The 23,917-nt window shown below is 69.4% G+C and carries 25 protein-coding genes and 1 tRNA gene; 15 read left to right on the top strand and 11 right to left on the bottom strand.

What is annotated here, in order from left to right:
- Positions 1–14: 14 nt before the first annotated feature.
- The 3 genes from panB to pcnB are packed head-to-tail and all read right to left on the bottom strand — an operon-like array spanning position 15 to position 2,658.
- Positions 15–827, bottom strand: coding sequence for a 3-methyl-2-oxobutanoate hydroxymethyltransferase (panB, locus tag AAD027_RS06600; RefSeq protein ID WP_341725216.1), 813 nt, complete (start codon positions 825–827; stop codon positions 15–17).
- 17 nt (positions 828–844) lie between these two features.
- On the bottom strand, positions 845–1,336 hold the full coding sequence (gene folK / locus AAD027_RS06595) for a 2-amino-4-hydroxy-6-hydroxymethyldihydropteridine diphosphokinase (RefSeq protein ID WP_341725215.1): 492 nt from the start codon (positions 1,334–1,336) through the stop codon (positions 845–847).
- On the bottom strand, positions 1,333–2,658 hold the full coding sequence (gene pcnB / locus AAD027_RS06590) for a polynucleotide adenylyltransferase PcnB (protein ID WP_425605411.1): 1,326 nt from the start codon (positions 2,656–2,658) through the stop codon (positions 1,333–1,335). Before pcnB ends, folK begins: the two co-directional genes overlap by 4 nt.
- A gap of 102 nt (positions 2,659–2,760) precedes the next feature.
- Here pcnB and AAD027_RS06585 point away from each other — a divergent pair.
- The 3 genes from AAD027_RS06585 (at position 2,761) to AAD027_RS06575 (ending at position 5,022) form a co-directional block, all read left to right on the top strand.
- Positions 2,761–2,835, top strand: a tRNA-Glu gene (locus AAD027_RS06585).
- 160 nt (positions 2,836–2,995) lie between these two features.
- A complete protein-coding gene (locus tag AAD027_RS06580; protein ID WP_341725214.1) occupies positions 2,996–3,661 on the top strand; it encodes a response regulator transcription factor in 666 nt (221 codons plus the stop codon).
- The gene (locus AAD027_RS06575) at positions 3,658–5,022 is read left to right on the top strand and encodes an ATP-binding protein (protein ID WP_341725213.1); all 1,365 of its coding nucleotides are present in this window, start codon (positions 3,658–3,660) and stop codon (positions 5,020–5,022) included. The genes AAD027_RS06580 and AAD027_RS06575 overlap by 4 nt, the downstream gene beginning before the upstream one ends.
- Positions 5,023–5,143: 121 nt before the next feature.
- Here the strand turns inward: AAD027_RS06575 and AAD027_RS06570 are convergent, their stop codons facing one another.
- From AAD027_RS06570 to AAD027_RS06550, 5 genes are all read right to left on the bottom strand, one after another.
- A complete protein-coding gene (locus AAD027_RS06570; protein ID WP_341725406.1) occupies positions 5,144–6,160 on the bottom strand; it encodes an MBL fold metallo-hydrolase in 1,017 nt (338 codons plus the stop codon).
- A 100-nt stretch (positions 6,161–6,260) separates the two neighbouring features.
- Positions 6,261–6,830, bottom strand: a complete 570-nt coding sequence (locus tag AAD027_RS06565) for a GNAT family N-acetyltransferase (RefSeq protein ID WP_341725212.1) — start codon at positions 6,828–6,830, stop codon at positions 6,261–6,263.
- A gap of 46 nt (positions 6,831–6,876) precedes the next feature.
- Positions 6,877–7,650: a MipA/OmpV family protein gene (locus tag AAD027_RS06560; RefSeq protein WP_341725211.1), complete on the bottom strand. Its 774-nt coding sequence runs from the start codon at positions 7,648–7,650 to the stop codon at positions 6,877–6,879.
- 115 nt (positions 7,651–7,765) lie between these two features.
- The gene (locus AAD027_RS06555) at positions 7,766–8,383 is read right to left on the bottom strand and encodes a response regulator (RefSeq protein ID WP_341725210.1); all 618 of its coding nucleotides are present in this window, start codon (positions 8,381–8,383) and stop codon (positions 7,766–7,768) included.
- A gap of 16 nt (positions 8,384–8,399) precedes the next feature.
- Complete coding sequence (locus tag AAD027_RS06550) at positions 8,400–11,525, bottom strand: sensor histidine kinase (RefSeq protein ID WP_341725209.1); 3,126 nt, start codon at positions 11,523–11,525, stop codon at positions 8,400–8,402.
- A gap of 515 nt (positions 11,526–12,040) precedes the next feature.
- On the opposite strand from AAD027_RS06550, the gene AAD027_RS06545 reads away from it, so the two are divergent.
- The 9 genes from AAD027_RS06545 (at position 12,041) to AAD027_RS06505 (ending at position 19,518) form a co-directional block, all read left to right on the top strand.
- A complete protein-coding gene (locus tag AAD027_RS06545) occupies positions 12,041–12,382 on the top strand; it encodes a helix-turn-helix transcriptional regulator (RefSeq protein ID WP_341725208.1) in 342 nt (113 codons plus the stop codon).
- A gap of 61 nt (positions 12,383–12,443) precedes the next feature.
- Positions 12,444–13,043 (top strand): NAD(P)H:quinone oxidoreductase, encoded by a 600-nt coding sequence (gene wrbA / locus AAD027_RS06540; RefSeq protein ID WP_341725207.1) that lies wholly within the window; start codon positions 12,444–12,446, stop codon positions 13,041–13,043.
- Between the two features lie 95 nt (positions 13,044–13,138).
- Positions 13,139–13,795: a hydrolase gene (locus AAD027_RS06535; protein ID WP_341725206.1), complete on the top strand. Its 657-nt coding sequence runs from the start codon at positions 13,139–13,141 to the stop codon at positions 13,793–13,795.
- Positions 13,796–13,800: 5 nt separating this feature from the next.
- Positions 13,801–14,271: a DoxX family protein gene (locus tag AAD027_RS06530; protein ID WP_341725205.1), complete on the top strand. Its 471-nt coding sequence runs from the start codon at positions 13,801–13,803 to the stop codon at positions 14,269–14,271.
- A gap of 88 nt (positions 14,272–14,359) precedes the next feature.
- On the top strand, positions 14,360–16,201 hold the full coding sequence (locus tag AAD027_RS06525; protein WP_341725405.1) for an amidohydrolase: 1,842 nt from the start codon (positions 14,360–14,362) through the stop codon (positions 16,199–16,201).
- A complete protein-coding gene (locus tag AAD027_RS06520; protein WP_341725204.1) occupies positions 16,201–17,499 on the top strand; it encodes an alginate export family protein in 1,299 nt (432 codons plus the stop codon). Before AAD027_RS06525 ends, AAD027_RS06520 begins: the two co-directional genes overlap by 1 nt.
- Entirely contained in the window at positions 17,493–19,136 is a 1,644-nt protein-coding gene (locus AAD027_RS06515) for an MFS transporter (RefSeq protein ID WP_425605404.1), read from the top strand. The genes AAD027_RS06520 and AAD027_RS06515 overlap by 7 nt, the downstream gene beginning before the upstream one ends.
- Positions 19,133–19,363, top strand: coding sequence for a DUF1427 family protein (locus AAD027_RS06510; protein WP_341725202.1), 231 nt, complete (start codon positions 19,133–19,135; stop codon positions 19,361–19,363). Before AAD027_RS06515 ends, AAD027_RS06510 begins: the two co-directional genes overlap by 4 nt.
- Positions 19,360–19,518 carry a DUF1427 family protein gene (locus tag AAD027_RS06505; RefSeq protein ID WP_341725201.1) on the top strand — a complete coding sequence of 53 codons (159 nt, stop codon included), beginning with the start codon at positions 19,360–19,362 and terminating at the stop codon, positions 19,516–19,518. The genes AAD027_RS06510 and AAD027_RS06505 overlap by 4 nt, the downstream gene beginning before the upstream one ends.
- Before the next feature lie 177 nt (positions 19,519–19,695).
- On the opposite strand, the gene AAD027_RS06500 is transcribed toward AAD027_RS06505, so the two are convergent.
- Complete coding sequence (locus AAD027_RS06500; RefSeq protein WP_341725200.1) at positions 19,696–20,403, bottom strand: pirin family protein; 708 nt, start codon at positions 20,401–20,403, stop codon at positions 19,696–19,698.
- A gap of 287 nt (positions 20,404–20,690) precedes the next feature.
- Here AAD027_RS06500 and fdxA point away from each other — a divergent pair, with 287 nt between their 5' ends.
- Positions 20,691–21,014, top strand: coding sequence for a ferredoxin FdxA (fdxA, locus tag AAD027_RS06495; protein WP_341725199.1), 324 nt, complete (start codon positions 20,691–20,693; stop codon positions 21,012–21,014).
- 138 nt (positions 21,015–21,152) lie between these two features.
- On the opposite strand, the gene AAD027_RS06490 is transcribed toward fdxA, so the two are convergent.
- Together AAD027_RS06490 and dapA are read right to left on the bottom strand one after the other, a co-directional pair.
- Positions 21,153–21,671 (bottom strand): hypothetical protein, encoded by a 519-nt coding sequence (locus tag AAD027_RS06490; RefSeq protein ID WP_341725198.1) that lies wholly within the window; start codon positions 21,669–21,671, stop codon positions 21,153–21,155.
- Between the two features lie 15 nt (positions 21,672–21,686).
- Positions 21,687–22,610, bottom strand: coding sequence for a 4-hydroxy-tetrahydrodipicolinate synthase (gene dapA, locus AAD027_RS06485; protein WP_341725197.1), 924 nt, complete (start codon positions 22,608–22,610; stop codon positions 21,687–21,689).
- A gap of 168 nt (positions 22,611–22,778) precedes the next feature.
- On the opposite strand from dapA, the gene AAD027_RS06480 reads away from it, so the two are divergent.
- Together AAD027_RS06480 and AAD027_RS06475 are read left to right on the top strand one after the other, a co-directional pair.
- On the top strand, positions 22,779–23,354 hold the full coding sequence (locus tag AAD027_RS06480) for a glycine cleavage system transcriptional repressor (RefSeq protein ID WP_093490560.1): 576 nt from the start codon (positions 22,779–22,781) through the stop codon (positions 23,352–23,354).
- 2 nt (positions 23,355–23,356) lie between these two features.
- Entirely contained in the window at positions 23,357–23,842 is a 486-nt protein-coding gene (locus AAD027_RS06475) for a peroxiredoxin (RefSeq protein ID WP_341725196.1), read from the top strand.
- The last annotated feature ends 75 nt before the right edge of the window (positions 23,843–23,917 follow it).

The raw sequence follows: 23,917 nt of genomic DNA, 5'->3' as shown, positions 1-23,917 counted from the left end.
GCGTGGCGGCGCGGTCAGTAGGAATGGGCCGCATCGGGGAAGGCCCCGCTGCGCACCGCGTCGGCATAGGCGCGCACCGCGCCCGCGACGGAACCGCCTTCGGCCAGGAAATCCTTGACGAACTTGGGACGGCGATGGCCGGTGTCCAGGCCGAGGAAATCGTGCAGCACCAGCACCTGCCCGTCGCAGCCCGGGCCGGCGCCGATGCCGATGGTGGGGATGGCGATGGCCGCCGTGATCGCGGCCGCCAGCGACGACGGCACGCATTCCAGCACCAGCAACTGCGCGCCCGCATCGGCGACCGCCTTCGCATCGGCCTGCAGGCGCGCGGCCGCGGCCTCGTCGCGGCCCTGCACCTTGTAGCCGCCGAACTTGAGCACCGACTGCGGGGTCAGGCCCAGGTGCGCGCAGACCGGGATGTCGCGCTCGGCCAGGAAACGGATGACCTCCAGCTTGTGGCCGGCGCCTTCCAGCTTGACCATCTCGGCGCCGGCCTGCAGCAGCGTGACGGACGCCTGCAGCGCGCGTTCGGGGGTGGCGTCGGACTGGAACGGCAGGTCGGCCACCAGCAGCGCGCGGTTCAGGCCGCGTGCGACGACGGCGGTGTGGTAGGCGATCTGTTCGACGGTGACCGGCAGCGTGGAATCGTGCCCCTGCACCACCATGCCCAGCGAATCCCCGATCAGCACCAGGTCCACGCCGTTGGCGTCCAGCACCCGCGCGAAACTGTTGTCGTAAGCGGTCAACATGACCAGCTTGCGGCCCTCGCGCTTGGCGTCGGCCAGTGCGGGGACGGTCCAGGGCTTGCTGTCGGCGTGTGTGCTCATAGCCCTGCATTATCCACTCATAACGGATGGATGTTGGACATTTCCAGAGCGGACACAGCGTCCCGCGCGTTGCCATGGCCGGGGATGCGGGCCCCGGGGTCGATTTCCAGCAGCGGCACCAGCGCGAACGCGCGCTCGTGCAGGTGCGGGTGCGGCACGCGCAGGCCGGGCTCGTCGATCACCGCATCGCCGTACAGCAGCAGGTCCAGGTCCAAGGTGCGCGGGCCCCAGCGCTCGCCTTCCCGCCGGTGGCGGCCGAAGTCGGCCTCGATGGCCAGCAGTGCGCCAAGGAGCCCGCGCGGGTCCAGCCGGGTTTCCACCCGCGCCACGGCGTTGATGAAGTCGGGCTGGTCTTCCCTGCCCCATGCCGGCGTGCGGTACAGGCGCGAAGCGGCCTGCAGCGCGATGCCGGGAGACCGGTCCAGCGCCCGCAACGCTTGCCGCACGGTGTCCATCGCATCGCCCAGGTTGGCGCCCAGGCCGACATGCGCAATGACGGGGGATGTCATTCCGCGGAGGTGGTGGCGCGGCGACGACGGCGACGGCGGCGCTTGGACGGCGCGGCGTCCTCTTCCACGTACGAATCGCCCGGCACCGCCACGCCCAGCGAGGCGGCCAGCTCCTCGCTGGACTGGGTCTGCGCATCGCGCCAGAACGCGACGTCGTCAGCGTGTTCCGGCGAGGCGGCCAGCCGCAGGGCCAGGAAGTCGAAGGCCGCGCGGAAGCGCGGATGGGACAGCAGGCGCATCACGCGCTTGCGCTGGCGGTTGCCGAAGCGGGTTTGCAGCAACCAGATCTCCTGCATCGGCAGCGAGAAACGGCGCGGCAGCGCGATGGTATTGAGCTGGTGCAGCGTCACCCGGTCGGCCGCGCGGCGCTGCGCCTCTTCGGCATGCACGCCCTGCGCCTGCAGCCCCATCAGCGCGCGGCAATAGGCGGGCCACAGCAGCAGCGCGAACAGGAAGGCCGGCGACACCGGCTCGTCATCGGCCACGCGCTGGTCTGTGCCGGCCAGGCCTTCCAGCAGCATGCGGCGCAACGCACCGCTGCGGTTGGACGCCAGCGCGGCCGCGGTTTCCGGCAGCAGTACCTTGAGCAGGCCGAAGCGCTCCAGTCCCTCGAAGCTCGCCACGGCATGGCCGGACAGGAACAGCTTCAGGATTTCCTCGAACAGCCGCGCCGGCGCGGCTTCGGAGAGCAGCGGCGCCAGGCGGGCGATGGGTTCGGCGGTGGCGGCTTCGATCTCGAAGCCGAGCTTGGCCGCCAGGCGCACCGCGCGCAGCATGCGCACCGGGTCCTCCTGGTAGCGCAGCTCCGGGTCGCCGATCAGCTTCAGCTTGCGCGCCATCACGTCCTCGAACCCGCCGACGTAGTCGCGCACCGAGAAATCGTCGATGGCGTAGTACAGGGCGTTGGCAGTGAAGTCGCGGCGCACCGCATCGTCCTCGACGGTGCCGTAGACGTTGTCGCGGACCAGCCGGCCGTTGTCCATCTCGCGGTCGCCGCTGCCGTCGTCGCTGTTGGCGCGGAAGGTGGCGACCTCGATGATCTCGCGGCCGAACACCACGTGCGCCAGGCGGAAGCGGCGGCCGATCAGCCGGCAGTTGCGGAACTGCTGGCGGACCTGCTCCGGGGTGGCGTCGGTGGCCACGTCGAAATCCTTGGGATGCCCCCCCACCAGCAGGTCGCGCACCGCGCCGCCGACCAGGTAGGCCTGGAAGCCCGCGTCCCGCAGGCGGTAGAGCACGCGCAGCGCATTCGGGCTGATGTCCTTGCGCGAGATGGTGTGCTGGTCGCGCGGGATGATTCTCAGAGCGGTGTGCGGCGTAATGGCGGCGGTTCCATGCGGAGGGGTCTGGCGGCCGGACGGAGGCGATTGCCCAAGGCCGGGGCCGCCGCATATACTAATGCGCTACGCCGGCTTCACCCAAACGCTCCCTTCGTCTAGAGGTTAGGACGTGGCCCTCTCAAGGCTAAAACAGGGGTTCGAGTCCCCTAGGGAGCGCCATCCGGCCTGGGCCGCGGGTTGAGAACCGTGGCGGGTGAATCGACTCGAGACCCCGCCACGGCGGGGTTTCGCGTTTCCGGATGCCGCATGCGGGCGCCATTAAAGACTGTTTAATCGCTTGGCCCTAGCATGGCGGCTCTGCCATCTCCAAGGGTCGCCCGTGTCGCGCCTGCTCCTGGTTGAAGACGATCGCATGCTGGGCGATGCCCTGGCCGCCGCGCTGGCGCAGGACGGCTGGCAGATCGACCGTGCCGAGGACGCCGCCGCCGCGCGCCTGGCGCTGGTCGACCACGGCTATACCGCCGTGCTGCTGGACCTGGGCCTGCCGCGCGGCTCCGGCCTGGACGTGCTGCTCGCGCTGCGCCAGCGCTACGACACCACCCCCGTGCTGATCGTCACCGCGCGCGACCAGCTCAGCGACCGCGTGCGCGGGCTGGATGCCGGCGCCGACGACTACATCGTGAAGCCTTTCCAGCCCGACGAGCTGAGCGCACGCCTGCGCGCGGTGGTCCGGCGCAGCCAGGGGCGCGTGTCGCCGGTGCTGCACCATGGCGACATCGTGCTGGACCCGGCCGACCGCTCCATCACCCGCGCCGGCCAGCCCGTCAAGCTCGGCGTGCACGAATACCGCACGCTGCTGGCGCTGATGGAGCGCCCCGGGCGCGTGGTCGCGCGCGACACGCTGGAATCGCTGGTCTACGGCGGCGACGGCACCATCGAGAGCAATACCATCGCAGTCTACATCCACCTGTTGCGCAAGAAGCTGGGAGACGACGTCATCACCACGGTGCACGGCTACGGTTACAAGCTGGGCGGCGGCGAATGAACCATTCGCTGAAGTCCAAGCTGCTGATCGCGGTGATGACGCCGCTGGCGCTGGGCTGGGCGTGCTGGCTGACCGGCCAGCACCTGCAGATGACGCGCCAGCAGAAGGGCCACGAGGACCTGTTCCTGCAGGAAGTCAGCGAACAGATCCTGGTGTCGATGCCGGCCAACCTGGACGGGCTGGACACCGGTGCGCGGCTGACCCTGCCGCAAGGCCCGACACCGAGCCGCAAACTCGACGACCTCAGCTACCAGGTCTGGGTACTGGGCCAGCGCAGCCCCATCGTGCGTTCGGCCGCGGCGCCCGAACAGCCCCTGCGCCCCGATTTCCAGGCCGGCTTCGCCCTCACCCAGGTGGCGGGCGAACCGTGGCGCGTCTACGCCGTGACCGACGCGACCGGGCGCATCCAGGTGCAGGCCGGCAGGGCGCGATCGGCGATGCGGGCGGAACTGGCGTACTGGATCAAGGTCAGCCTGAAGACCGGGGTCGGCATCCTGCTGGCCCTCGGCCTGACGATGGGCATCGCGATCCATTGGAGCCTGCGGCCGATGAACCGCCTGCGCCAGACCATCGCGGAACGCGATGCCCTGGACCTGGCGCCGCTGCCCACCGCCGGCATCCCGCGCGAAATCAAACCGCTGCTGGAATCCTTCAACGGCCTGCTCGGACGGCTGGCGCAGGCCATGCAGGGCGAACGCCAGTTCCTGGCCGACGCCGCCCACGAACTGCGCACGCCCCTGGCGGCGCTGCTGACCCAGACCCGGGTCGCACTGCGCGCCGGCACGCAGGCCGATGCGCGGCTGGCGCTGGACCAGTTGGCGCACGGCATCGAGCGTACTTCGCGGCTGGCGCAGCAGTTGCTGGACTCCGCCCGCATCGACGCCTCGCCGCTGCGTGGCGACCACCGCACCGTGGAACTGGCCGAAGTCGCCACGATGGTGGTGCGCGAGTTCGAGTCCATGGCCGCGCGCCAGCGCCAGACCATCGCCATCCGGGCCGAATCCGCCAGCGTCCACGGCGACCTGGACGACCTGGGCATCCTGGTCCGCAACCTGGTGGACAACGCCCTGCGCTACAGCGACCCGGGCGGTCGCGTCGAGATCCGCTGCCGCCAGGGCGATCGGCCGGGCACGGTGGAACTGACGGTCAGCGACGATGGTCCCGGCGTGCTGCCGGAGGAGCACGAGCGCATCTTCGAGCGCTTCTTCCGTGGCAGCAACGGCAATGGCGCGCGCGGCAGCGGGATCGGGCTGTCGCTGGTCGCGCGCATCGCGCAGGCGCATGGCGCCACGCTGCGCACGGGCGAAGGCATCGGCGGCCGCGGCTTCGGTTGCACGGTGGCATTCCCGGCGGCCGACTGAGCACGTGATCCGTAGGAGCGCCCTGGGACGCGATGCTTTTACATCTTGATCCGAACACAAAAGTATCGCGCCCAAGGGCGCTCCTACGGAATTTTCTTTATTCGTCGCGCACGGGGTTTCCTTATTCGCGCATACGCCACCAGCGCTGCACCGGCATCGGCTGGTCCAGTCGCACGGGTTGCCCGATCAGCGGCGTGGCCATGTTCACCTGCGATCGTTCGGCCAGGGCCGTGAGCGTCTCCATCGGCGCATGCCATTCGTGGAAGGCCAGGTCGAAGGTGCTGTTGTGGATCGGCAGCATCCATTCGCCGCGCAGGTCGAGGTGCGCCTGCAGCGTTTGCGCCGGCAGCATGTGCACGTCCTGCCAGCGCCGGTCGTACGCGCCGCATTCGAGCAGGGTGAGGTCGAAGGGGCCATAGCGCTCGCCGATCTCGCGGAAACCGTCGAAATAGCCGGTGTCGCCGCTGAAGAACAGCCGCAGCCCGCCGCCCTCGATCACCCACGACGACCACAGCGTGGCGTTGCGGTCGAAGGGCGTGCGCCCGGAGAAGTGCTGCGACGGCGTGGCGACGAAACGCACGCCCGCCACCGCCGTTTCGTCCCACCAGTCCAGTTGCCGGACCTTGGCCGCCGGAACGCCCCATCGGACCAAACGGTCGCCCACGCCCAGCGGCACCAGGAAAACATCGGTCTTCTCCACCAGCGCGCGGATCGCCGCCTTGTCCAGGTGATCGTAATGGTCGTGCGACAGCACCACCGCGCTCAGCCGTGGCAGGTCGGCGATGGCGATGGGCGCGGGATGGAATCGCTGCGGCCCGGCCCACTGCACCGGCGATGCGCGTTCCGAGAACACCGGATCGGTCAGCCAGTAACGGCCCTCCAGCTTGAGCAGCACCGTGGAATGGCCCAGCCGGTAGACCGTGCCATCGGCGGCCTGTTCGAGCTGCGCCGGCGTCACTTCCAGCACCGGGATGGAAGCGGCGGGCACGGTGCCCGCCGGCTTGCGGCCCAGCAGGAAATCGCGCCAGAGCTTCGCGGATTCGCGGAATCCCATCTCACGCGGCGGACGCGGATTCTGGAAGCCGCTCTCGCCGTATTGCGGCGATTCCGGATACGACAGCGTGCTGCAGCCGGACATGCCGGCATAGGCCGCGACCGCGCCGGAGACGCATGCCACCGAAGCGAGGCGGCGCAGGCCCCTGCGACCGGAGGCCTTTTCCGATGGCGGCATGCCGGCATCACCGCGCATGGGCATCGCGCTCCAGCGCCGGGAACACGTACTGCACCATCGCCACCGCGCCGGTGTCGCCTTGGCCGGGCAAGGCGATCCGCTCGGCCCGATGCCACAGCGGCACCTGCCAGCGCAACTCCACGCAGCCCATCTCGTCGGCCATGCGCCGCGCCTGCGTCAGCAGGGCCGAGGCGATGCCGGAGGGGCGCCGGGAGACGGGAACGAACAACGCTTCCAGGTTGAGGTAGTACGCGCGTTCCAGCATCGAGAAGCCGGCCGTCGCGAAGGCGTACCCCGCCGGTTCGCCGTCGTATTCGGCCAGCCATGCCCAGGCCCGCATCGGCGGCTCGAACAGCGCTTCCATCAGTTCGAGCACGGTACGACGCGAGGGCGTGGGCGGACCGCGCTCGGCGGCGTGCTGGTCGCACATCGCCATCAGGACGCTGGCATGCGCGCGCGTCACGCGGACCACGCGGATGTTGGATGCGACGGGAAGGCTGACCATTTCCATGGGATCGTCGTCGGCCCGATCCAGGATCGGCGATGCCGAGGCAACGCCGCGCAGGTTCAATGGCATGGGGATTCTCCGTGCAGGCAAGAAAGGCATGGGGCGTGGCGACATATCAGAAACCGCGCGAGATTCCGATGAACAACGAACCGCTGCCATTGGCGCCTTCCTCCACCAGCGGGCTGTCCTTGAGTTCGTCCGGCAGCGCGCGGTACTCCAGGTTGGCGATGAACGCCCAGCGCTTGGCGAAAGGACGGATCACCGCCACGCCGGCGCGCGGCACGGTGACCGCCCCGGGCCGGTACGCCACCACGCCGCGCGCGATTTCCCTGTCCAGCGTGCCGTAGTAATAGTTGGCCATGTCGTCGGAAAGCCGCACCGCGCCCACCGAGGGGACCACGGACGTGCTGCCGAACCTGATCGGATAGCTGTAGTCCAGCGACACCGCATAGCCGTCGCTGGTGCCGGTGACATCGGCGCGGACGTCGAGCTCCAGCTTGCCGGCCGCGCCCTTCCAACTGGCGGCGACGCCCGCGTCGGCACTGTCGTCGCGGTCCTCCAGCAGGTCGCGGTCGATGCCGCGCCGCGCCAGCTCGGCCCGGCCGAAATCGTCGGCGTCGATGCCGTCCAGACGCCCGGCCACGAACGCGCGCAATTCGAAGCGGTCGTCGGTGTAGGCGCGGTATCCGAACGCCGCGCCGCGCAGGTAGAAGCGTTCGCCGTCGTAGGCGACGTTGGGAAGCAGGCGCGTGCGCCCGCCCTCGCCCGCATACTCGCTGTCGCGATACACCACCGCCAGGCCGGCGCTCCAGCGGGACGGCAACTGGTCCATCGCGGTGCTGTCGGTACGCTCCACGACCTGGGCATGGGCGGCGACGGGAAGCAGCAACAAAAGGGGAATGCAAGCGCGTGACGCTCTCATGAAGACCTCGGCGGGGGATGGGGGAACCGGTAGTACGGCCCCTGCATGCTCCCGCGGCGTCTTTAAGAACTCCTTAAAACGGTCAGATCTCGATGAAACCGCGCTTAAGCGCGATGGTGACCGCATGGGTGCGGTCGTTGGCGTCCAGCTTGGCCAGGATGTTCTTCATGTGCGCCTTGACCGTCTCCTCCGAGATGGACAGCTGCACGGCGATGCGCTTGTTGCCGTTGCCCGCGGCCACCTGGCGCAGCACTTCCACCTCGCGCAGGGTCAGGGCGTCGTCGGACGCGTGCTCGGCGATCTCGGCGGCGATCTCCGGCGGGATGCGCCGGCGGCCCCCGTGCACGCTGCGGATGGTATCCACCAGTTCCTTGCGCAGCATGCTCTTGAGCAGGTACCCCGAGGCGCCCGCCTTGAATGCGCGCAACGCCTGCACGTCGCCCTGGTAGGTGGTCAGCACGACGATGCGCGCGCCGGGGAATTCCCGCTGGATCGCGCCGATCGCCTCGATGCCGCCCATTTCCGGCATCTGCAGGTCCATCAGGGTCACGTCGGGGCGGCAGTCGCGGAAGGCGTCCACGGCCTCGCGGCCGTTGGTGGCCTCGCCCGCCAGCACCATGTCGGGCTGGCCTTCGATGACCGCGGCGATGCCCTCCCGCAGCAACGGGTGGTCGTCGACGGTCAGGATGCGGATGGGCATGGAAAAACGCCAGCGTTCAACGGCCGCCGCCGGCAAGGCGACGCAACCGGTGCCACCACGATACGTTCGCCATGTCCCGGTACGCAACCTTCGCCGGCACGCGCAGGTCGATTTCGGTACCGGCGCCCTGGCGGCAGCGGATCTGCAGCAGCGCACCGATGCGCTCGGCGCGCTCGCGCATGCCCGACAGGCCCCAATGGCCCTGGCGGCCGCCCGCCTGCTGGACCTCGCGGGACATGCCGCCGCCATCGTCGCTCACGCGCAGGTGCAGTTCGTCGCAACGGTAGACCAGTTCCACTTGCACCTGTCCGGCATGGGCATGCTGGAAGGCGTTGACGATCGCCTCGCGGCCGATCCGGTAGGCTTCGTCGCGCACCAGCGGATCGAGCGGTCGCGGCCTGCCTTCCACCACGACGCGGAAATCGGTCGGGTAGTCGGGCACCAGGTCCTCGCCCACCTTCGACAGCGCGCCGGACAGTTCGCCGGCCATCCGCGCGTGGCGCAGGTCGTGCACGCGGTCGCGGCCCTCCACCAGCACGTCGTCGGCGCGGTCCAGCGCGCGGTCCAGCGCGGTGCGGACCGGTTCGTTGGCGGGTATCCGTTCGGCCACCGCCTGGAAGCGCAGGATCAGCCCCTGGATGCTCTGCAACAGCGTGTCGTGCAACTCGCGCGCGATGCGTTCGCGCTCGTGGTGGCGTTCCTCCAGCAGCAGGCGCGTGCGCCGGGCCACGGCCCGCATCCGCAGCAGGTACAGCGCGGACACCAGCAGGAACGCCGCCAGCGCGCACAGCAGCAGGAACCCGGGCGTCTGGAAGAACGTGGGCCGGATGCGGAAATCCAGGCTGGCGCCGTGCGGGCTCCACACGCCGTCCTCGTTGGCGGCGATCACCTGGAAGCGATAGTCGCCCGGGCCGAGGTTGGTGTAGAACGCCTGCCGCCGGTCGCCGCCGTCCTGCCAGTCCTCGTCCGCTCCGGCCAGCCGGTAGCGGAAGCGCACGCGTTCGGGAATCGACAGGCTGGCGGCGGTGTAGTCGATGCGCAGGCTGCGCGTGCGTTCGGGCAATGCCAGCGATGCCGACGGCGCGTACTGGCGCTCCTCGGCGACCAGCGCGCGGATCGCGACCGTCGGCGGCAACGGGTTGCTGCGCAGCGCGGCCGGATCGATCCACACGATGCCGCGGCTGGTGCCGAACCACAGCCGCCCGTCGCTGCCTTCCACCGCGCTGGGCACCTGGCCGGACTGCAGGGCGATGCCCGGCAGGCCGTCGCGGAAATCGAACAGGCGGTAGTGGATGGCGACGCCGGGGTGCGCGAACGCCCGCTCCAGTTCCGCGAAGGGCACGCGCACGATGCCCTTGCCGCCGTTGAGCCAGACCATGCCATCGGCGGTCTGCAGGATGCCCGACACGCCGCCCAGCACACCATACTGCCGGGCCGACAGGCTCTGGAAGCGTCCGTCCGCAAGACGGTGCGCGATGCCCTGCTCGCCCGATACCAACATGCGCCCGCCGCGCTGGCTGAAGCTGGTCACGTGCCCCACGCGCAGGCCATCGCCGGGTCCGAAGTGCTGCGCGCGTCCGTTCTCCCAGCGGGAGGCGCGGCTGTCGACGAAGCCCAGCCACAGGGCGTTGCCGGCGCGCATCAAGGCATTGGCCGCCGAGTCGCCGGTGGATGCGACCTCGGGTTGGCGGTGCCATCGACCGTCGCGGTAATGGTGGAAGCCCAGTTGCGCGAACGCGACGTACAGGCCCTGCGCCGCATCGGCCGCCATCGCGCGGATATCGCCGCCGGTGGCGCCGGGCGGAAGCGGAACCGGCGCGAGGCGATCGCCTTCCAGCTTCCACAGGCCGGCGTGCCCCCGCAGCCACAACGGCCCCCGCGGCCCGCGCGTGGCGCTGGTCAGCAACGGGATGGAAGCGACGACCGCGGTGATGTCGTCTTTCCCGAGGCGGTAAAGCGTGCTGCGGTCGGCGACCCACAGGCTGCCGTCGGGATCGTCCGCCAGTACCGACCCCGTGCTCGGCCATGGCATCAACTGTTCCAGCGTGCCCAGTTGCGGTGGCCGGAAACGGTTGAGCCCCAGGTTGGTGCCCACCCACAGGTTGCCTTCGCGGTCCTCCAGGATCGGTACCGCGAAGTCCGAGGTCAGGCCGTGCCTGGCGTCGAATGACTGCACCGACACGCCCGGACGCAGGTTGGCCGGGAACCGGACGTCCTCCGGCGCCATCACCCGGAAGACGCCGCCGCGGCTGCCGTCCGTGCCCCACAGGCGACCCTCGCGATCGAACAGCAGCGCCTTGGCGTAGGCGAAATCGGTGGCCGGCGTGCCGCGGGCGCGCTCCCCGTCCGCCGCGGCGCCGCGGCCCGGGTAGTCGGGCAACGGGCGCGTGCCGTGGACGCCATCGGACAACCACATGCGCCCCTGCCGGTCCTCGGCCAGGATGCCGTAAGGGCCCGTGGGTTCGCCGGTGGGCTCGAAGCGCCGTGCGCCCGGACGCAGGAACATCACCGTGCTTCCCGTCGCCACCCACAGGTTGCCGCGGCGGTCGAGATGCAAGCCGTCGGCGCGCCGGAACGGATATCCCCAGTCCTCGCCCACCACCTGCCAGCGTTCGCCGTCGAAACGGCCCAGTCCATCGTGGGTCGATGCCCACAACACGCCATCGGCATCGTGCGCGAAACGCAGCACCATGCCGCCGGGCATGCCGTCCGCCTCGGTGTAGTCGGTCAGGCGGCCTTCCTTCAACCGTGTCACGCCCCCCAGGTAGAAACCCACCCAGATCTCGCCCGAAGGCAGCGAAGTCATCGCGGTGATGTTGTCCGAACGCAGGTCGCGCCCGTCGGACGAGTCGAAGCGCTCGAAGCTCACTCCGTCGAACCGGTACAGGCCGTGGCCGGTGCCCAGCCACAGGAATCCATCCGGCGTCTGCGACAACGCCCAGATGTTGGCGGGCGCGCCGTCCTTGATGGTCCAGGCCGTGTGGTGCCACTGTCCCAGGCCGGGTTGCGCCTGTTGCGCGGCCAGCAGCGGCACGGTCTGCAGGCACAGCCACGCGCACGCCAGCCAGCGGACCAGCGCGCGCGTCGCCTCCCTTCGCCATGCCTGCCGTGACGCTTCCGGTTCCGGCCGGAACGACCGCATGCCCCATCCGCAAGACATGTCCCATGTCGCCCGCGGGAACCCGGTACCGGCATGACCCGGATGGGGGAGTCGCCACTCCCTCTGCTCGGGATGTCGGATGGTCCGGGACATGCGTCACCTCGCTGGGGTGCAGCGACTCTACGCCATGTTTTCGCGGGGAACCGCATGGGCCGGTGCCGTCGCGTGGCGATCCTGCCCAGTGCGGAGCGGTCGCCGGCACGCCACCCCCAATCGAGTGAGCGCGGGAATGCACCAATGGGGATTACCCGTCCGCACCGTCGCCGCGAACATCGTCCCTGCCTGCCGCGGCGACCGCACACCCTCCCTCCCCCATGGTCGTGGCAGGCCCCACTCCGTCGGACCCACACGAGGACACCGCCGTGGATGCTTCCCCGTTTCCAGTCTCCCACCTTCCCTCCACCGACCACGCGTCCCCTGCCCTGGCCGCCTGTCCTGGCCAGGATTGGAACACCGCACATGCGGCGCCGCCTTCCTTCGCGCGGCCCGCGCACGGGTTGAGTCCGCGCGCCCTGGCGCGCGCGCTCGACCATATCGAGCGCCACATCGGCGAGAACCTGAGCCTGGCCGAGATCGCCGGCGCCGCCTGCATCAGCCGCTTCCATTTCGCCCGCCTGTTCCGCATCAGCACCGGACAGAGCCCGATGGAATACGTGCTGCGCAAGCGCATCGCGCTGGCGAAGGAACAACTGGCGCGCGGGCCGCAGAAGATCTCCGCCACGGCCGCAGCGCTGGGCTTCTTCGACCAGAGCCACTTCACCCGCACCTTCCGGCGCATGACCGGCTATTCGCCGCGCGAATTCAGCCTCCTGCACGCGCCGGTAACCCGGCGCGCGTGAACCTTGCGGGGACATGGCACCCGCCATGTCCCCATCACTCCACCGACAGAGGAATCGCGCCATGGCCAAGGTCCTGATCCTGTACTACTCCGCCTACGGGCATATCGAAACCATGGCGCAGGCCGTGGCCGAGGGCGCACGCGCCGGCGGCGCCAGCGTCGACATCAAGCGCGTGCCCGAACTGGTGCCCGAGGACGTGGCGAAGGCATCGCACTACAAGCTGGACCAGGCCGCGCCCGTCGCCACCATCGCCGAACTGGCCGACTACGACGCGATCGTCGTCGGCACCGGCACCCGCTTCGGCCGCATATCCTCGCAGATGGCCAGCTTCCTGGACCAGGCCGGCGGCCTGTGGGCGAAAGGCGCGCTGCACGGCAAGGTCGGCGCGGCGTTCACTTCCACCGCTACCCAGCACGGCGGCCAGGAGACCACGCTGTTCTCCATCATCACCAACCTGCTGCATTTCGGCATGGTGATCGTGGGACTGGACTATGGCTTCGCCGGGCAGATGAGACTCGATGAAGTCTCCGGCGGCTCGCCCTACGGCGCCACCACCATCGCCGGCGGCGACGGCTCGCGCCAGCCCTCGCAGAACGAACTGGATGCCGCGCGCTACCAGGGGCGGCGCGTCGCCGAAACCGCGGTCAAGTTGCACGGTTGATTACGCCGGTGTGACGCGCACGCGCATGCAAGCCAGCGCGTGCTTGGCGGGCGAAAGTGCGGCCTCCTCCCTTCACGCCATCCATGGAGAACGCCATGCCCACCGCAAGCCCCGTCCCCGGCAAGACCCTGCTCACGCCCGGCGACCACACGCTGATCCTGATCGACCACCAGTCGCAGATGGCGTTCGCCACGCATTCCATCGACGTGGCGACGCTGCGCAACAACGTCGCGCTGATCGCGAAGGGCGCGGCGGGTTTCGGCGTGTCGACCATCCTGACGACAGTGGCGGAGAAGTCCTTTTCCGGCCCGCTGTTTCCCGAACTGCCGGAAGCCTTCCCCGGCGCCACGGTCTACGACCGCACCAGCATGAACGCCTGGGAAGACAAGCAGGTCACCGACCAGGTCAACGCCTTCGGCAAGGGCCGGTTGGTGATCGCCGGCCTGTGGACCAGCGTCTGCATCGTCGGCCCCACCCTGTCGGCGCTGGACCAGGGCTTCGAGGTCTACGTGATCGCCGACGCCTGCGGCGACGTCACCGCCGAGGCGCACGAGCGCGCGATGCAGCGCATGATCCAGGCCGGCGTGCGGCCGATGACCAGCGTGCAGTACCTGCTGGAACTGCAACGCGACTGGGCGCGCGGCGAGACCTACGGCCTGACCACCGGCATCGCCAGAGTCCACGCTGGCGGCTACGGCCTGGGCATCCAGTACGCGAAGACGATGTTCGGCGCATCCGAAGGCGGCCATTGAAGCGCATGGCGATGACGACCGGCGCCTCCCCCGCATCCACCTCCGCCGGCCTGCTGGTGCTGCGCATCGCGGCCGGTGGGTTCCTGCTTCCGCATGGGCTGGGCAAGCTGTTCGGCTGGTTCGGCGGCCCGGGCATCGCCGGTTTCGCGGACGAGTTGCAGCACTTCGGCCTGCCGGCCTTCGTGCCGCTGCCGCTGCTGCTGGCCATCGCGCAGACGGTCGTGGGACTGCTGGTGCTGCTGGGCGCCTGGACGCGCGTCGCGGCGCTGGCCGCCGCGCTGTTCCTGGGCACGACGGTGGTGCTGAACCTGGGCGGCGGATGGTTCTGGATGCACGGCGGCATCGAATACCCGTTGCTCTGGGCCCTGGCCTGCGTGTCGCTGTCGCTGACCGGCGCGGGCGCGCTGTCCGTCGACCATGGCCTCTCGCAGCGCGTCCGCACGGCAGGGAACCTCCGCCATGCCTCCGATCGATGACCAGCGCCGCACCCTGCTGAAAGGCGCCGCCGCGGCGGCGGCATTGGCGGCCATGGGCACGGGCCGCGCGTATCCGGGAAACGACACCATGGCCGACCTGATCCTCCGCAACGCCAAGATCGCCACGCTGGACCCGGCCAACCCGTCGGCATCGGCACTGGCCATCGCCGACGGCCGCGTGCTGGCCGTGGGCGACGAGGCCACCGTGATGGCGAAGGCGGACGCGTCCACGCGCATCGTCGATGCCGGCGGGCGCCGCTTGATTCCGGGCCTCAACGACAGCCACACCCACCTGATCCGCGGCGGGCTGAACTACAACCTGGAACTGCGCTGGGACGGCGTGCGTTCGCTGGCCGATGCGATGGCGATGCTGAAGGCGCAGGTGGACCGCACGCCCGCGCCGCAATGGGTGCGCGTGGTGGGCGGTTTCAGCGAACACCAGTTCGCCGAGAAGCGATTGCCGACGCTGGACGAACTCAACGCGCTGGCGCCGGACACGCCGGTGTTCCTGCTGCACCTGTACGACCGCGCCCTGCTCAACCGCGCCGCGCTGCGCGCCGTGGGCTACACCCGGGACACGCCCGATCCGCCCGGCGGCCAGATCCAGCGCGACGGCTCCGGCAATCCGACCGGCCTGCTGCTGGCCAAGCCCAACGCGCTGATCCTGTATGCCACGCTGGCGATGGGGCCGAAGCTGCCGCCCGAATACCAGCTCAACTCGACGCGCCACTTCATGCGCGAACTCAACCGGCTGGGCATCACCTCGGTGATCGACGCCGGCGGCGGTTTCCAGAACTACCCGGAAGATTACGAGATCATCCAGAAGCTGCACGCGGATAACCAGCTGACCGTGCGCATCGCCTACAACCTGTTCACCCAGAACAAGGGCAGCGAACTGGCCGACTTCCAGCGCTGGTCGCGGATGCTGGAACCGCGCCAGGGCGACGACCTGCTGCGCCACAACGGCGCCGGCGAGATGCTGGTGTTCTCTGCCGCCGACTTCGAGGACTTCCGCGAACCGCGCCCCGAACTTCCGGCCGGCCTGGAAGGCGAACTGGACGCCGTGGTGCGCCTGCTGGCGGAGAAGCGCTGGCCGTTCCGCATCCACGCCACCTACGACGAAAGCATCACCCGCATGCTGGACGTGTACGAACGGGTGAACCGCGAGGTGCCGTTCGATGGCCTGCACTGGATCGTCGACCACGCCGAGACCATTTCCGAACGCAACATCGAGCGCGTGAGCGCGCTGGGCGGCGGCATCGCCATCCAGCACCGGATGGCCTTCCAGGGCGAATTCTTCGCCGAGCGCTATGGCGCCGACGCGCTGAAGCACACGCCACCGGTGCGCCGCATGCTGCAGGCCGGCGTGCCGGTCGGCGCCGGCACCGACGCCACCCGCGTGGCCAGCTACAACCCGTGGGTGGCGCTGTACTGGCTGGTCAGCGGCCGCACCCTCGGCGGCCTGCGCATGTACGGCGACGACAATCGGCTGGAGCGCGAGGAAGCGCTGTCGCTGTGGACGCGGGGCAGCGCGTGGTTCTCCACCGAACAGGACCGCAAGGGACGGCTTGCCGTGGGACAACTGGCCGATGCCTCGCTGCTGTCGGCCGACTTCTTCGCCGTGCCCGAGTCGGACATCCCGGACATCACCAGCGTGTTGACCGTGGTCGGCGGCCGCATCGTGCATGGCGACGGCCCCTACGCCTCGTTGGCGCCGACACTGCCCGCGCCGATGCCCGACTGGTCGCCGGTCAACCTTTTCGGCGGCTACCAGGGCGCCACGCTGGCGCAGGCCGGCGCCGCGCTGGCACACGCGCATGGCGCGCACTGCCACGTGCACGAACACGGCCACGCCGCCCGCCACGACACGCCCACGCGCGACCTGCAGGCGTTCTGGGGCGCGCTGGGCTGCTCGTGTTTCGCCTTCTGATGGCCAGTGCGGCAGGCCTGGCGTTGATCGGCGCGGCGGCGGCCGCCCCGCCGATGGACAGTTGCGGCGACGATGCGTCGTGCCGGCAGGAAACGGACCGCGGCACGCTGGCGTTCGCCGGAGAAATCCGCGTGCGGCATCAGGACTACCGGCCGTTCCGCTTCGGCGTGGGCGCGGACGACGATGCGTTCCGGCTGGCCCGCGCGCTCGCCTCGGTGGATTGGCGCATCGGACGCTGGCAGGCATTCGCGCAATTGGGCGCCCATGCCGAACATGGCCGCGATGGCGGCCCCGGCCGCACCGACCAGAGCGCCGCCGACGTGCAGCAGGCGTATCTCGCATTGCGGGAAGGCCACTGGACCGCCTGGGCGGGACGGCAGGAAATCGGTTACGGCAGTTCGCGGCTGATCTCGCGCCGCGACGGCCCCAACATCCGGCTGGCGTTCGACGGCCTGCGGCTTTCGCGGGCGACGCCGGGGTACCGCATCGACCTGCTCGCGCTGCGGCCGGTGGACAACCGGCCCGGCGCGTTCGACGACGGCAGCGACACCGGCCAGGCGCTGTGGGGCCTGTACGCCACCGTGCCTACGGGCGCGGCGGCGCGCGGCAAGCTGGATGTCTACTGGCTGGGCTACCAGCGCGACGACGCCCGCTTCGGCGGCATGACCGGCGAGGAAACGCGGCAGTCGTTCGGCCTGCGCGCGTTCGGCCAGCAAGGCGGATGGGACTGGAACGTGGAAGCGGTCCATCAGCAGGGCCGATTCCAGCCGGCGATGGCGCCTTCCCTCGACGTCCGCGCATGGACGCTGGCCAGCGATACCGGCTTCACCTTCGACACGGCGCCGTGGACGCCGCGCGCGAGCATCAAGGTGGATGTGGCCAGCGGCGATGCCGATCCCGCCGACGGACGATTGCGGACCTTCAACGCGCTGTATCCGCGCGCCTCGTACTTCAGCGAATCCAGCCTGATCGCGCCGGCCAACCTGATCGACGTGCAACCCGCGGTCACCTGGCGGCCCAGCGAACGCATCGAGTTCACCGCGGGCTGGGATTTCGTCTGGAAGCACCGGCGCGCGGATGCGGTCTACACCACGCCCACGCCGTTGACGGCGGTGGCGGGAACCGCGGGAACGTCGCGGCGGATCGGCGACCAGATCAAATTGGAAGGCAGCTACCGCCCGCACCCGGACTGGGAGATCCAGTTGCACCTGGCGCGTTTCCGCGCCGGCCCCGGCTTGCGCGAGGCCGGCGGACGCGATGTCGATTTCGTTTCCACCACCGTGGGCTGGCAATGGTGAACACGCCACCGACCACCACCGCCGGCCCTTGGTCGCCGCTGAAACAGCCCACGTTCCGCGCACTGTGGCTGGCGATCCTGGTCGGCAACATCGGCACCTGGATCCACGACGTGGCGGCGGCGTGGGTGATGGCCGAGACCACCGGCTCGCCGTTCATGGTGGCGGCCGTGCAATCCGCGACGACGCTGCCGGTCGTGCTGCTCGCCATCGTGGCCGGCACGCTGGCCGACATCGTGGACCGGCGGCGCTACCTGATCGTCGCGCAATTGTGGATGCTGCTGGTGGCCAGCACGCTGGCGGTGCTGGCGCACCTGGACATGCTGGGGCCATGGACGCTGGTGGCCTTGACCTTCGCGCTGGGCATCGGCGCCGCGATGGCGATGCCCGCGCAGCAGGCGACCACGCCGGAACTGGTGCCGCGCCCGATGCTGGGGCCGGCGGTGGCGCTGGGTTCGCTGAGCATGAACATCGCGCGCTCCATCGGCCCGGCGCTGGGTGGCCTGATCGTGGCGCAGGCCGGCATCGCGTGGGCGTTCGCGGTCAACGCGGTGAGTTTCTTCGGCGTGGTGGTGGTGCTGTGGCGCTGGCGGCGCACGCCGACCTCTTCGGTGCTGCCGCCGGAAACCTTCGGCGTGGCGCTGCGCGCCGGCCTGCGCTACGCCACCCAGGCGACCGTGTTGCAGGCGGTATTGGTGAAGGCGGCATGCTTCTTCGTGTTCGCCAGTGCGTTGACCGCATTGCTGCCGATCGTGGTGAAGCAGGAACTGGGCGCCAGCGCCGGCACCTACGGCCTGCTGCTGGGCTGCATCGGCATCGGCGCGATCAGCGGAGCGATGCTGCTGCCGAAACTGCGCGACCGCTTCGATCCGGATGCGATGGTGCTGGCCGCCACCGTGGTCTATGCGGCCTGCATGCTGGCGCTGGCGCTGCTGCGGAACATCCCGACGCTCTACGCGGTGTCGCTGTTGAACGGCTTCGCCTGGATCACCGTGCTGTCGTCGCTGCAGATCGCCGCGCAGACCTCGGTGCCGGCCTGGGTGCGCGCGCGAGCGTTGTCGCTGTACATCGTGGTGTTCTCCGCCGGCATGGCGGTGGGCAGCCTGGGCTGGGGCGCGCTGGCGCAACAGTACGGCACGCCTACCGCGTTGCTGGCCGCCGCGGCGGGCACGGTGCTGGCGGCGCTGGCCAGCCTGCGCTTCCGGCTGGGCGAAGCGGCGCGCGTCAACGTCACGCCATCGGGCCACTGGCCGCAACCGGTGGCCACCGAAGACATCGGCGGCGACCGCGGCCCGGTGCTGGTGACGGTGGAATACCGCATGGCGATGGCGCAGCGGGAGGAATTCCTGCGACGCATGCAGCCGCTGGGCCATGCGCGCAGGCGCAACGGCGCGGTGCAGTGGGGCGTGGCCGAGGACAGCACGCGACCGGGCACCTACCTGGAGTACTTCGTCGACAGTTCCTGGCACCAGCACCTGCGCCAGCACGAACGCGTCACCGAGGACGAGCGCGCGTTGCAGGACGCCATCAAGGCATTGCTGGCCGATCCAAAAGACGAACCGCTCGTGCGGCATTTCATCGGCGGCGCGCCGGGCAAGGCCGTCGCCGCGCCCGCTAACGCGCCCGGAGGCATGGCATGAACTGGAAATTTCTGGCCGGCGTATTGTTGGGATTCGCGATCGGGTTCGGCTGCCGCTGGCTGGGCATCCCGGTGCCAGCGCCGCCGGTGCTGGTCGGCGCCCTGCTGGTGGTGGCGATGACGCTGGGTTATGTCATCGCCGACCGTTTCCCGGCCACGCGCAGTGCGCAACACGCCGGCGATTGCGGCGGCCCCACCGGACAGACGAAGGGAGGCGCGAAACCATGATGCTGGCCCTGCTCGGCCTGGTGCTGGCGCTGACGATCGGCATCGGCTGCCGCCTGCTGGACATTCCCCTGCCGGCGCCGCCCAAGCTGCAGGGCGCGCTGCTGGTGGTGGCGATGACGGTCGGCTTCCTGGTGGCCGAGCGCGTATTCACATAGGGTGCGCCCCGGCGCACCATCGGGCAACACGCATGCGAGGTATTCCATGCGTCCCGCGATGTCGGATCAATTCACGCCCAGCGCGATCCACATAAGACGAAGCGGTGCGCCGGGGCGCACCCTACGGTTCCGCTGGTCGCGCGCGACGCTGGAGGTGCGCAGGAGCGCACCCGGATATCACTGCAACTTCGGCAGATCGAACACCAGCACTTCCGCGCCGATGCCCTTGCCCACGCTGACCAGCGGCTCGCCTTCATACAGCAGCGCATCGCCGGCCGACAGCGCCTGGCCGTTGACGGTGGCTTCGCCGCGCGCGACGTGCACATAGCCCAGCCTGCCTTCGGCCAGCCGCAGTTCGGCGGTTTCATCGCCATCGAACAGGCCGGCATACATGCGCGCGTCCTGGTGGATGCGCACGGAACCATCGGCGCCGTCCGGACTGACCACCAGGCGCAGGCGGCCCTGCTTTTCCTCGGCCGCGAACTTCTTTTCCTCGTACGAGGGCGCCACGCCCTGCTTGTCGGGGATGATCCAGATCTGCAGGAAGTGGGTGGTGCCGGTCTCGCTGTAGTTGAACTCCGAGTGCTGCACGCCGGTGCCGGCGCTCATGCGCTGCACGTCGCCCGGCACGATGCTGGAACTGTTGCCCATGGAATCCTTGTGGCCCAGCGCGCCTTCCAGCACGTAGCTGATGATCTCCATGTCGCGATGGCCGTGCTGGCCGAAGCCGCGGCCGGCGGCCACGCGATCCTCGTTGATCACGCGCAGCGGGCCCCAGTGCACGTGCCGGTCGTCGGAATACTCGGCGAAGGAAAAGCTGTGCCAGGAATCCAGCCAGCCGTGGTTGGCATGGCCGCGGGCCTTGGCGGGACGCAGGGTGATCATGTCGTTGCTCCGTGGTGGATGGGACTGGCGCGCAGCATGGACCTGCACACGAATGGAATAAACCAGCCGGAAACCAATAGATTGTCCCAATAATGGAATTATTATGCGGGAACGGACAGGAACTGTCCGCCAGCGGAACGCTGCATGGACCCATCACGAAAACGCATCGCCGCCCATCGCGCCTCCACTGCTGCCCACACGCCCACAGCATCGCTGAGAACCCTTCTCACCACGCGTAACCGCGTGCTTTAAACTTGCGCGGTTTCCTCCGCAGCAAAGCGAGCCCCATGCCCTTCGTCGTCACCGAAAACTGCATCAAGTGCAAGTACACCGACTGCGTGGAGGTGTGCCCCGTGGACTGTTTCCACGAAGGCCCGAACTTCCTGGTGATCGACCCGGACGAATGCATCGACTGCACGCTGTGCGAACCGGAATGCCCCATCAACGCCATCTACCCCGAGGACGACGTGCCCGCGGGCCAGGAGGGCTTCGTGGCCCTGAACGCGGAACTGTCCAAGGCCTGGCCGGTGATCACCACGCGCAAGGAACCGCTGCCGGACGCGAAGGACTGGGAAGGCAAGACCGACAAGCTGCCGCTGCTGGAGCGTTGAAGACGGTTGTGGGTTGCCGGTTCCTGGTTGCTGGATAGCCGGTTGGCCGCATTCCGACAACCAGCAACCAGTAACCAGTAACCAGCAACAAGAAAGGGCGCCAATGGCGCCCTTTCTTCGTTCCGCGAATGCGCCGGATCAGCCGCCCAGCCTGGCCCTCAGTGCGGCGATCAGCTTGGTGGCGGCTTCGCCGGTCGCGGGCAGGCCGCGCGGATCGACCGCGGAGACGTACGCGCCGGCTTCCACGCCGACCACGCGCACCAGGAAGTTGGCGCCTTCGTAGCTCACGTCGTAGGTGCCCAGCAACTGCGCGCGGCTGGCGATGTCCACGCCGTCGATGCCGGCCAGCGCTTCGCCGACGCGGGCGAAGGCGTCGTCGCGGCTGCCCGCGATGTTGAAACCGCTGGCGCTGCTGGCGGCCGTGGCGGCGCCCGGGGCCGCGGCGGGCGCGGCGGAAGCCGTATTCGGAATCTGCATGGCGCCGGCGGTGCTGGGCAAGTTGAGGTCCGGCGGGACTTCCAGCGGGCGCGCTTCCGGCGCCAGCGCGTAATCGCCCTTGGCTCCCTTGCTGAACCACTTGCAGCCGGACAGGCCGGCCACGGAAACGGCCAGCAGTGCCAGAGCAAGCGGACGGGAAAGGGAAGACGAAAGACGCATGGTGTTCTCCTGGGTTCAGGCCGCGATGGTTTCGCGGCTGGATTGTGCTTCCAACGACGCCACCAGCGTGGCCAGCCGGTCGGCGGTGGAATGATGGGCGGCCGACAGCGGCTGCAACGGCAGGCGCAGGCCTTCGCCGATGCCCTGGCGTTGCAGCAGCGCCTTGACCGGAATGGGGTTGGGTTCCACGCTGAGGAAGCCGTAGATCTCCTGCAACCGCGCGTCGAGTTCGGCCGCAGCGGCGGACTGGCCCTGGCGGGAGATGTCGCAGAGGCGGCGGAAGCTGGCGGGCAAAGCGTTGGAGCCGACCGAGATCAGGCCGTCGGCGCCGGCCAGCATCGCGCGCGACGCGGTCGCGTCGTCGCCGCTGAAGATGGCGAAGCTGTCGCTGCGCAAGGCCAGCAACGCGGCCATGCGCTCGGGCTCGGCTCGCGCTTCCTTGATGCCGACGATGTTCGGATGGTCCACCAGTTCGGCCACCGTCTCCGGCAACAGGTCGCAACCGGTGCGGCCGGGCACGTTGTACAGCACCACCGGCAGGCCTCCCTGGTCGGCGACGGCGCGGTAGTGCGCGATCAGTCCCGCCTGGGTGGGGCGCACGTACGGCGGCGTCACCACCAGCGCGAACTCGGCGCCCACGGCGGCGGCGCGACGCGTGGCGGCGATGGTCTTGGCGGTGTTCATCTGGCCGGTGCCGGCCAATACCGGAATGATCCGCCTGGATACCGGGCCGCCGATCACCTCCACCGCGATCCCCAGCAGCGTGTCGTATTCCTCGTCCGACAGCGCCGCCGCCTCGCCGGTGGACCCGGCCACCACCACGCCCTGGGTGCCGCCGTCGAGCTGCTGTTTCAGCAGTCGGCGCCAGGCGTCCAGGTCGAGTTCGCCCGTGGCCGTGAACGGCGTGGCCAGTGCGGTGATGCTGCCGAAAAGATGCAAGGGAAAGTTCTCTGTGGGAAGGTCCGGCCGCCGGGACGCGCGGGTAAGCGCGATTATCCCACCCCGGCCGGCGATGTCGGCCGCATGTTACTTGCGGCGTCAAAGGGCGGGCAAGTATGCTGCCACCAGCACCAGGCACTCGCCCGGCTGCCATTCAGACTCGCTGCAATGCCGGAAGCCCCTTTGACCGACTCCACGCCCCGGCCTTCGCCGACCGAAAACCACCTCCTGATCACCGCCTATACGACGCATCCGGAGTCGCCGCTCCTGTCGGTGACGCGCCGCATCGCCGACAGCGGCTGCAACCTGGTGGATGCCCGGCTGTCCACGGTCGGCCGCGACGTGTCGGTCACCGCGCTGGCGACCGGTTCCTGGGACGCGGTGGCCAAGCTGGAAGCCATGCTGTCGCGGCTGGAGCGCGACGAGGGTCTGAAGCTGGTCTTCTACCGCACCGGCCCGAAGGTGGTGCAGTCCAACCTGTTGCCCTACATCGTGGAAGTGGTGGCCGCCGACAAGCCGGGCATCCTGTTCCAGCTGGCCGATTTCTTCGACCGCCAGGGCATCACCATCGAGAACCTGCAGAGCACGCGCTACCGCGCCATGCAGACCGGCGCGGAGATGTTCTCGGCGCAGGTGACCATCGGCGTGCCGGCCAACATGCACATCGCCGCGCTGCGCGACGATTTCCTCGAATTCTGCGACCATCTGAACCTGGACGCGATCATGGACCCGATGAAGTTCTGACGATGACGGCGAAAAGCGCGAAGGCTCTTCCGAAATCCGTCCTCAACCTGCCGCTGGCGCTGTCCGGCGGCGACACCGCCACCCTCGCCGACTACGCAGGCCAGTGGCTGGTGCTGTACTTCTACCCCAAGGACAGCACGCCGGGCTGCACCACCGAGGGCCTGGACTTCAACGCGCTGCTGCCGGAATTCAAGAAACTCGACGCCACCGTGCTGGGCGTGTCGCGCGATTCGGTGAAGTCGCACGACAACTTCTGCGCCAGGCAGGGTTTCAGGTTCCCGCTGGTCAGCGATGCCGACGAAGCGCTGTGCGAGGCCTTCGACGTGATCCACGAGAAGAACATGTACGGCCGCAAGGTGCTGGGCGTGGTACGCAGCACGTTCCTGATCTCGCCCGACGGCCGCATCGCGCAGGAATGGCGCGGCGTGAAGGTCCCCGGCCATGCCGACGCCGTGCTGGAAGCCCTGAAGGCCCACCAAGCCCAGTGACCGAATCCTTTTCCACCCTGTCCACCATCCCGCGCCGCGGCGGGTCATGGTGGTTCGCCGCTGTCCGCGGAAATA

It is taken from the genome of Pseudoxanthomonas putridarboris (assembly GCF_038321125.1).
GTDB classification, from domain to species: Bacteria; Pseudomonadota; Gammaproteobacteria; order Xanthomonadales; family Xanthomonadaceae; genus Pseudoxanthomonas_A; species Pseudoxanthomonas_A putridarboris.
The sequence above is the reverse complement of the archived record's forward strand: the minus strand, read 5'-3'. Positions and strand labels throughout refer to the sequence as shown.

Bases quoted from the DNA above. Each gene is read 5' to 3' on its own strand.
- AAD027_RS06565 (WP_341725212.1), bottom strand. From the start codon at position 6,830: ATGCCATTGAACCTGCGCGGCGTTGCCTCGGCATCGCCGATCCTGGAT.
- fdxA (WP_341725199.1), top strand. From the start codon at position 20,691: ATGCCCTTCGTCGTCACCGAAAACTGCATCAAGTGCAAGTACACCGAC.
- AAD027_RS06510 (WP_341725202.1), top strand. From the start codon at position 19,133: ATGAACTGGAAATTTCTGGCCGGCGTATTGTTGGGATTCGCGATCGGG.
- AAD027_RS06555 (WP_341725210.1), bottom strand. From the start codon at position 8,383: ATGCCCATCCGCATCCTGACCGTCGACGACCACCCGTTGCTGCGGGAG.
- AAD027_RS06515 (WP_425605404.1), top strand. From the start codon at position 17,493: ATGGTGAACACGCCACCGACCACCACCGCCGGCCCTTGGTCGCCGCTG.
- AAD027_RS06570 (WP_341725406.1), bottom strand. From the start codon at position 6,160: ATGTCCGGCTGCAGCACGCTGTCGTATCCGGAATCGCCGCAATACGGC.
- AAD027_RS06520 (WP_341725204.1), top strand. From the start codon at position 16,201: ATGGCCAGTGCGGCAGGCCTGGCGTTGATCGGCGCGGCGGCGGCCGCC.
- AAD027_RS06480 (WP_093490560.1), top strand. From the start codon at position 22,779: ATGCCGGAAGCCCCTTTGACCGACTCCACGCCCCGGCCTTCGCCGACC.
- AAD027_RS06550 (WP_341725209.1), bottom strand. From the start codon at position 11,525: ATGCGGTCGTTCCGGCCGGAACCGGAAGCGTCACGGCAGGCATGGCGA.
- AAD027_RS06490 (WP_341725198.1), bottom strand. From the start codon at position 21,671: ATGCGTCTTTCGTCTTCCCTTTCCCGTCCGCTTGCTCTGGCACTGCTG.
- AAD027_RS06530 (WP_341725205.1), top strand. From the start codon at position 13,801: ATGGCGATGACGACCGGCGCCTCCCCCGCATCCACCTCCGCCGGCCTG.
- folK (WP_341725215.1), bottom strand. From the start codon at position 1,336: ATGACATCCCCCGTCATTGCGCATGTCGGCCTGGGCGCCAACCTGGGC.
- AAD027_RS06525 (WP_341725405.1), top strand. From the start codon at position 14,360: ATGGCCGACCTGATCCTCCGCAACGCCAAGATCGCCACGCTGGACCCG.
- AAD027_RS06505 (WP_341725201.1), top strand. From the start codon at position 19,360: ATGATGCTGGCCCTGCTCGGCCTGGTGCTGGCGCTGACGATCGGCATC.
- panB (WP_341725216.1), bottom strand. From the start codon at position 827: ATGAGCACACACGCCGACAGCAAGCCCTGGACCGTCCCCGCACTGGCC.
- AAD027_RS06575 (WP_341725213.1), top strand. From the start codon at position 3,658: ATGAACCATTCGCTGAAGTCCAAGCTGCTGATCGCGGTGATGACGCCG.
- wrbA (WP_341725207.1), top strand. From the start codon at position 12,444: ATGGCCAAGGTCCTGATCCTGTACTACTCCGCCTACGGGCATATCGAA.
- AAD027_RS06500 (WP_341725200.1), bottom strand. From the start codon at position 20,403: ATGATCACCCTGCGTCCCGCCAAGGCCCGCGGCCATGCCAACCACGGC.
- AAD027_RS06475 (WP_341725196.1), top strand. From the start codon at position 23,357: ATGACGGCGAAAAGCGCGAAGGCTCTTCCGAAATCCGTCCTCAACCTG.
- AAD027_RS06535 (WP_341725206.1), top strand. From the start codon at position 13,139: ATGCCCACCGCAAGCCCCGTCCCCGGCAAGACCCTGCTCACGCCCGGC.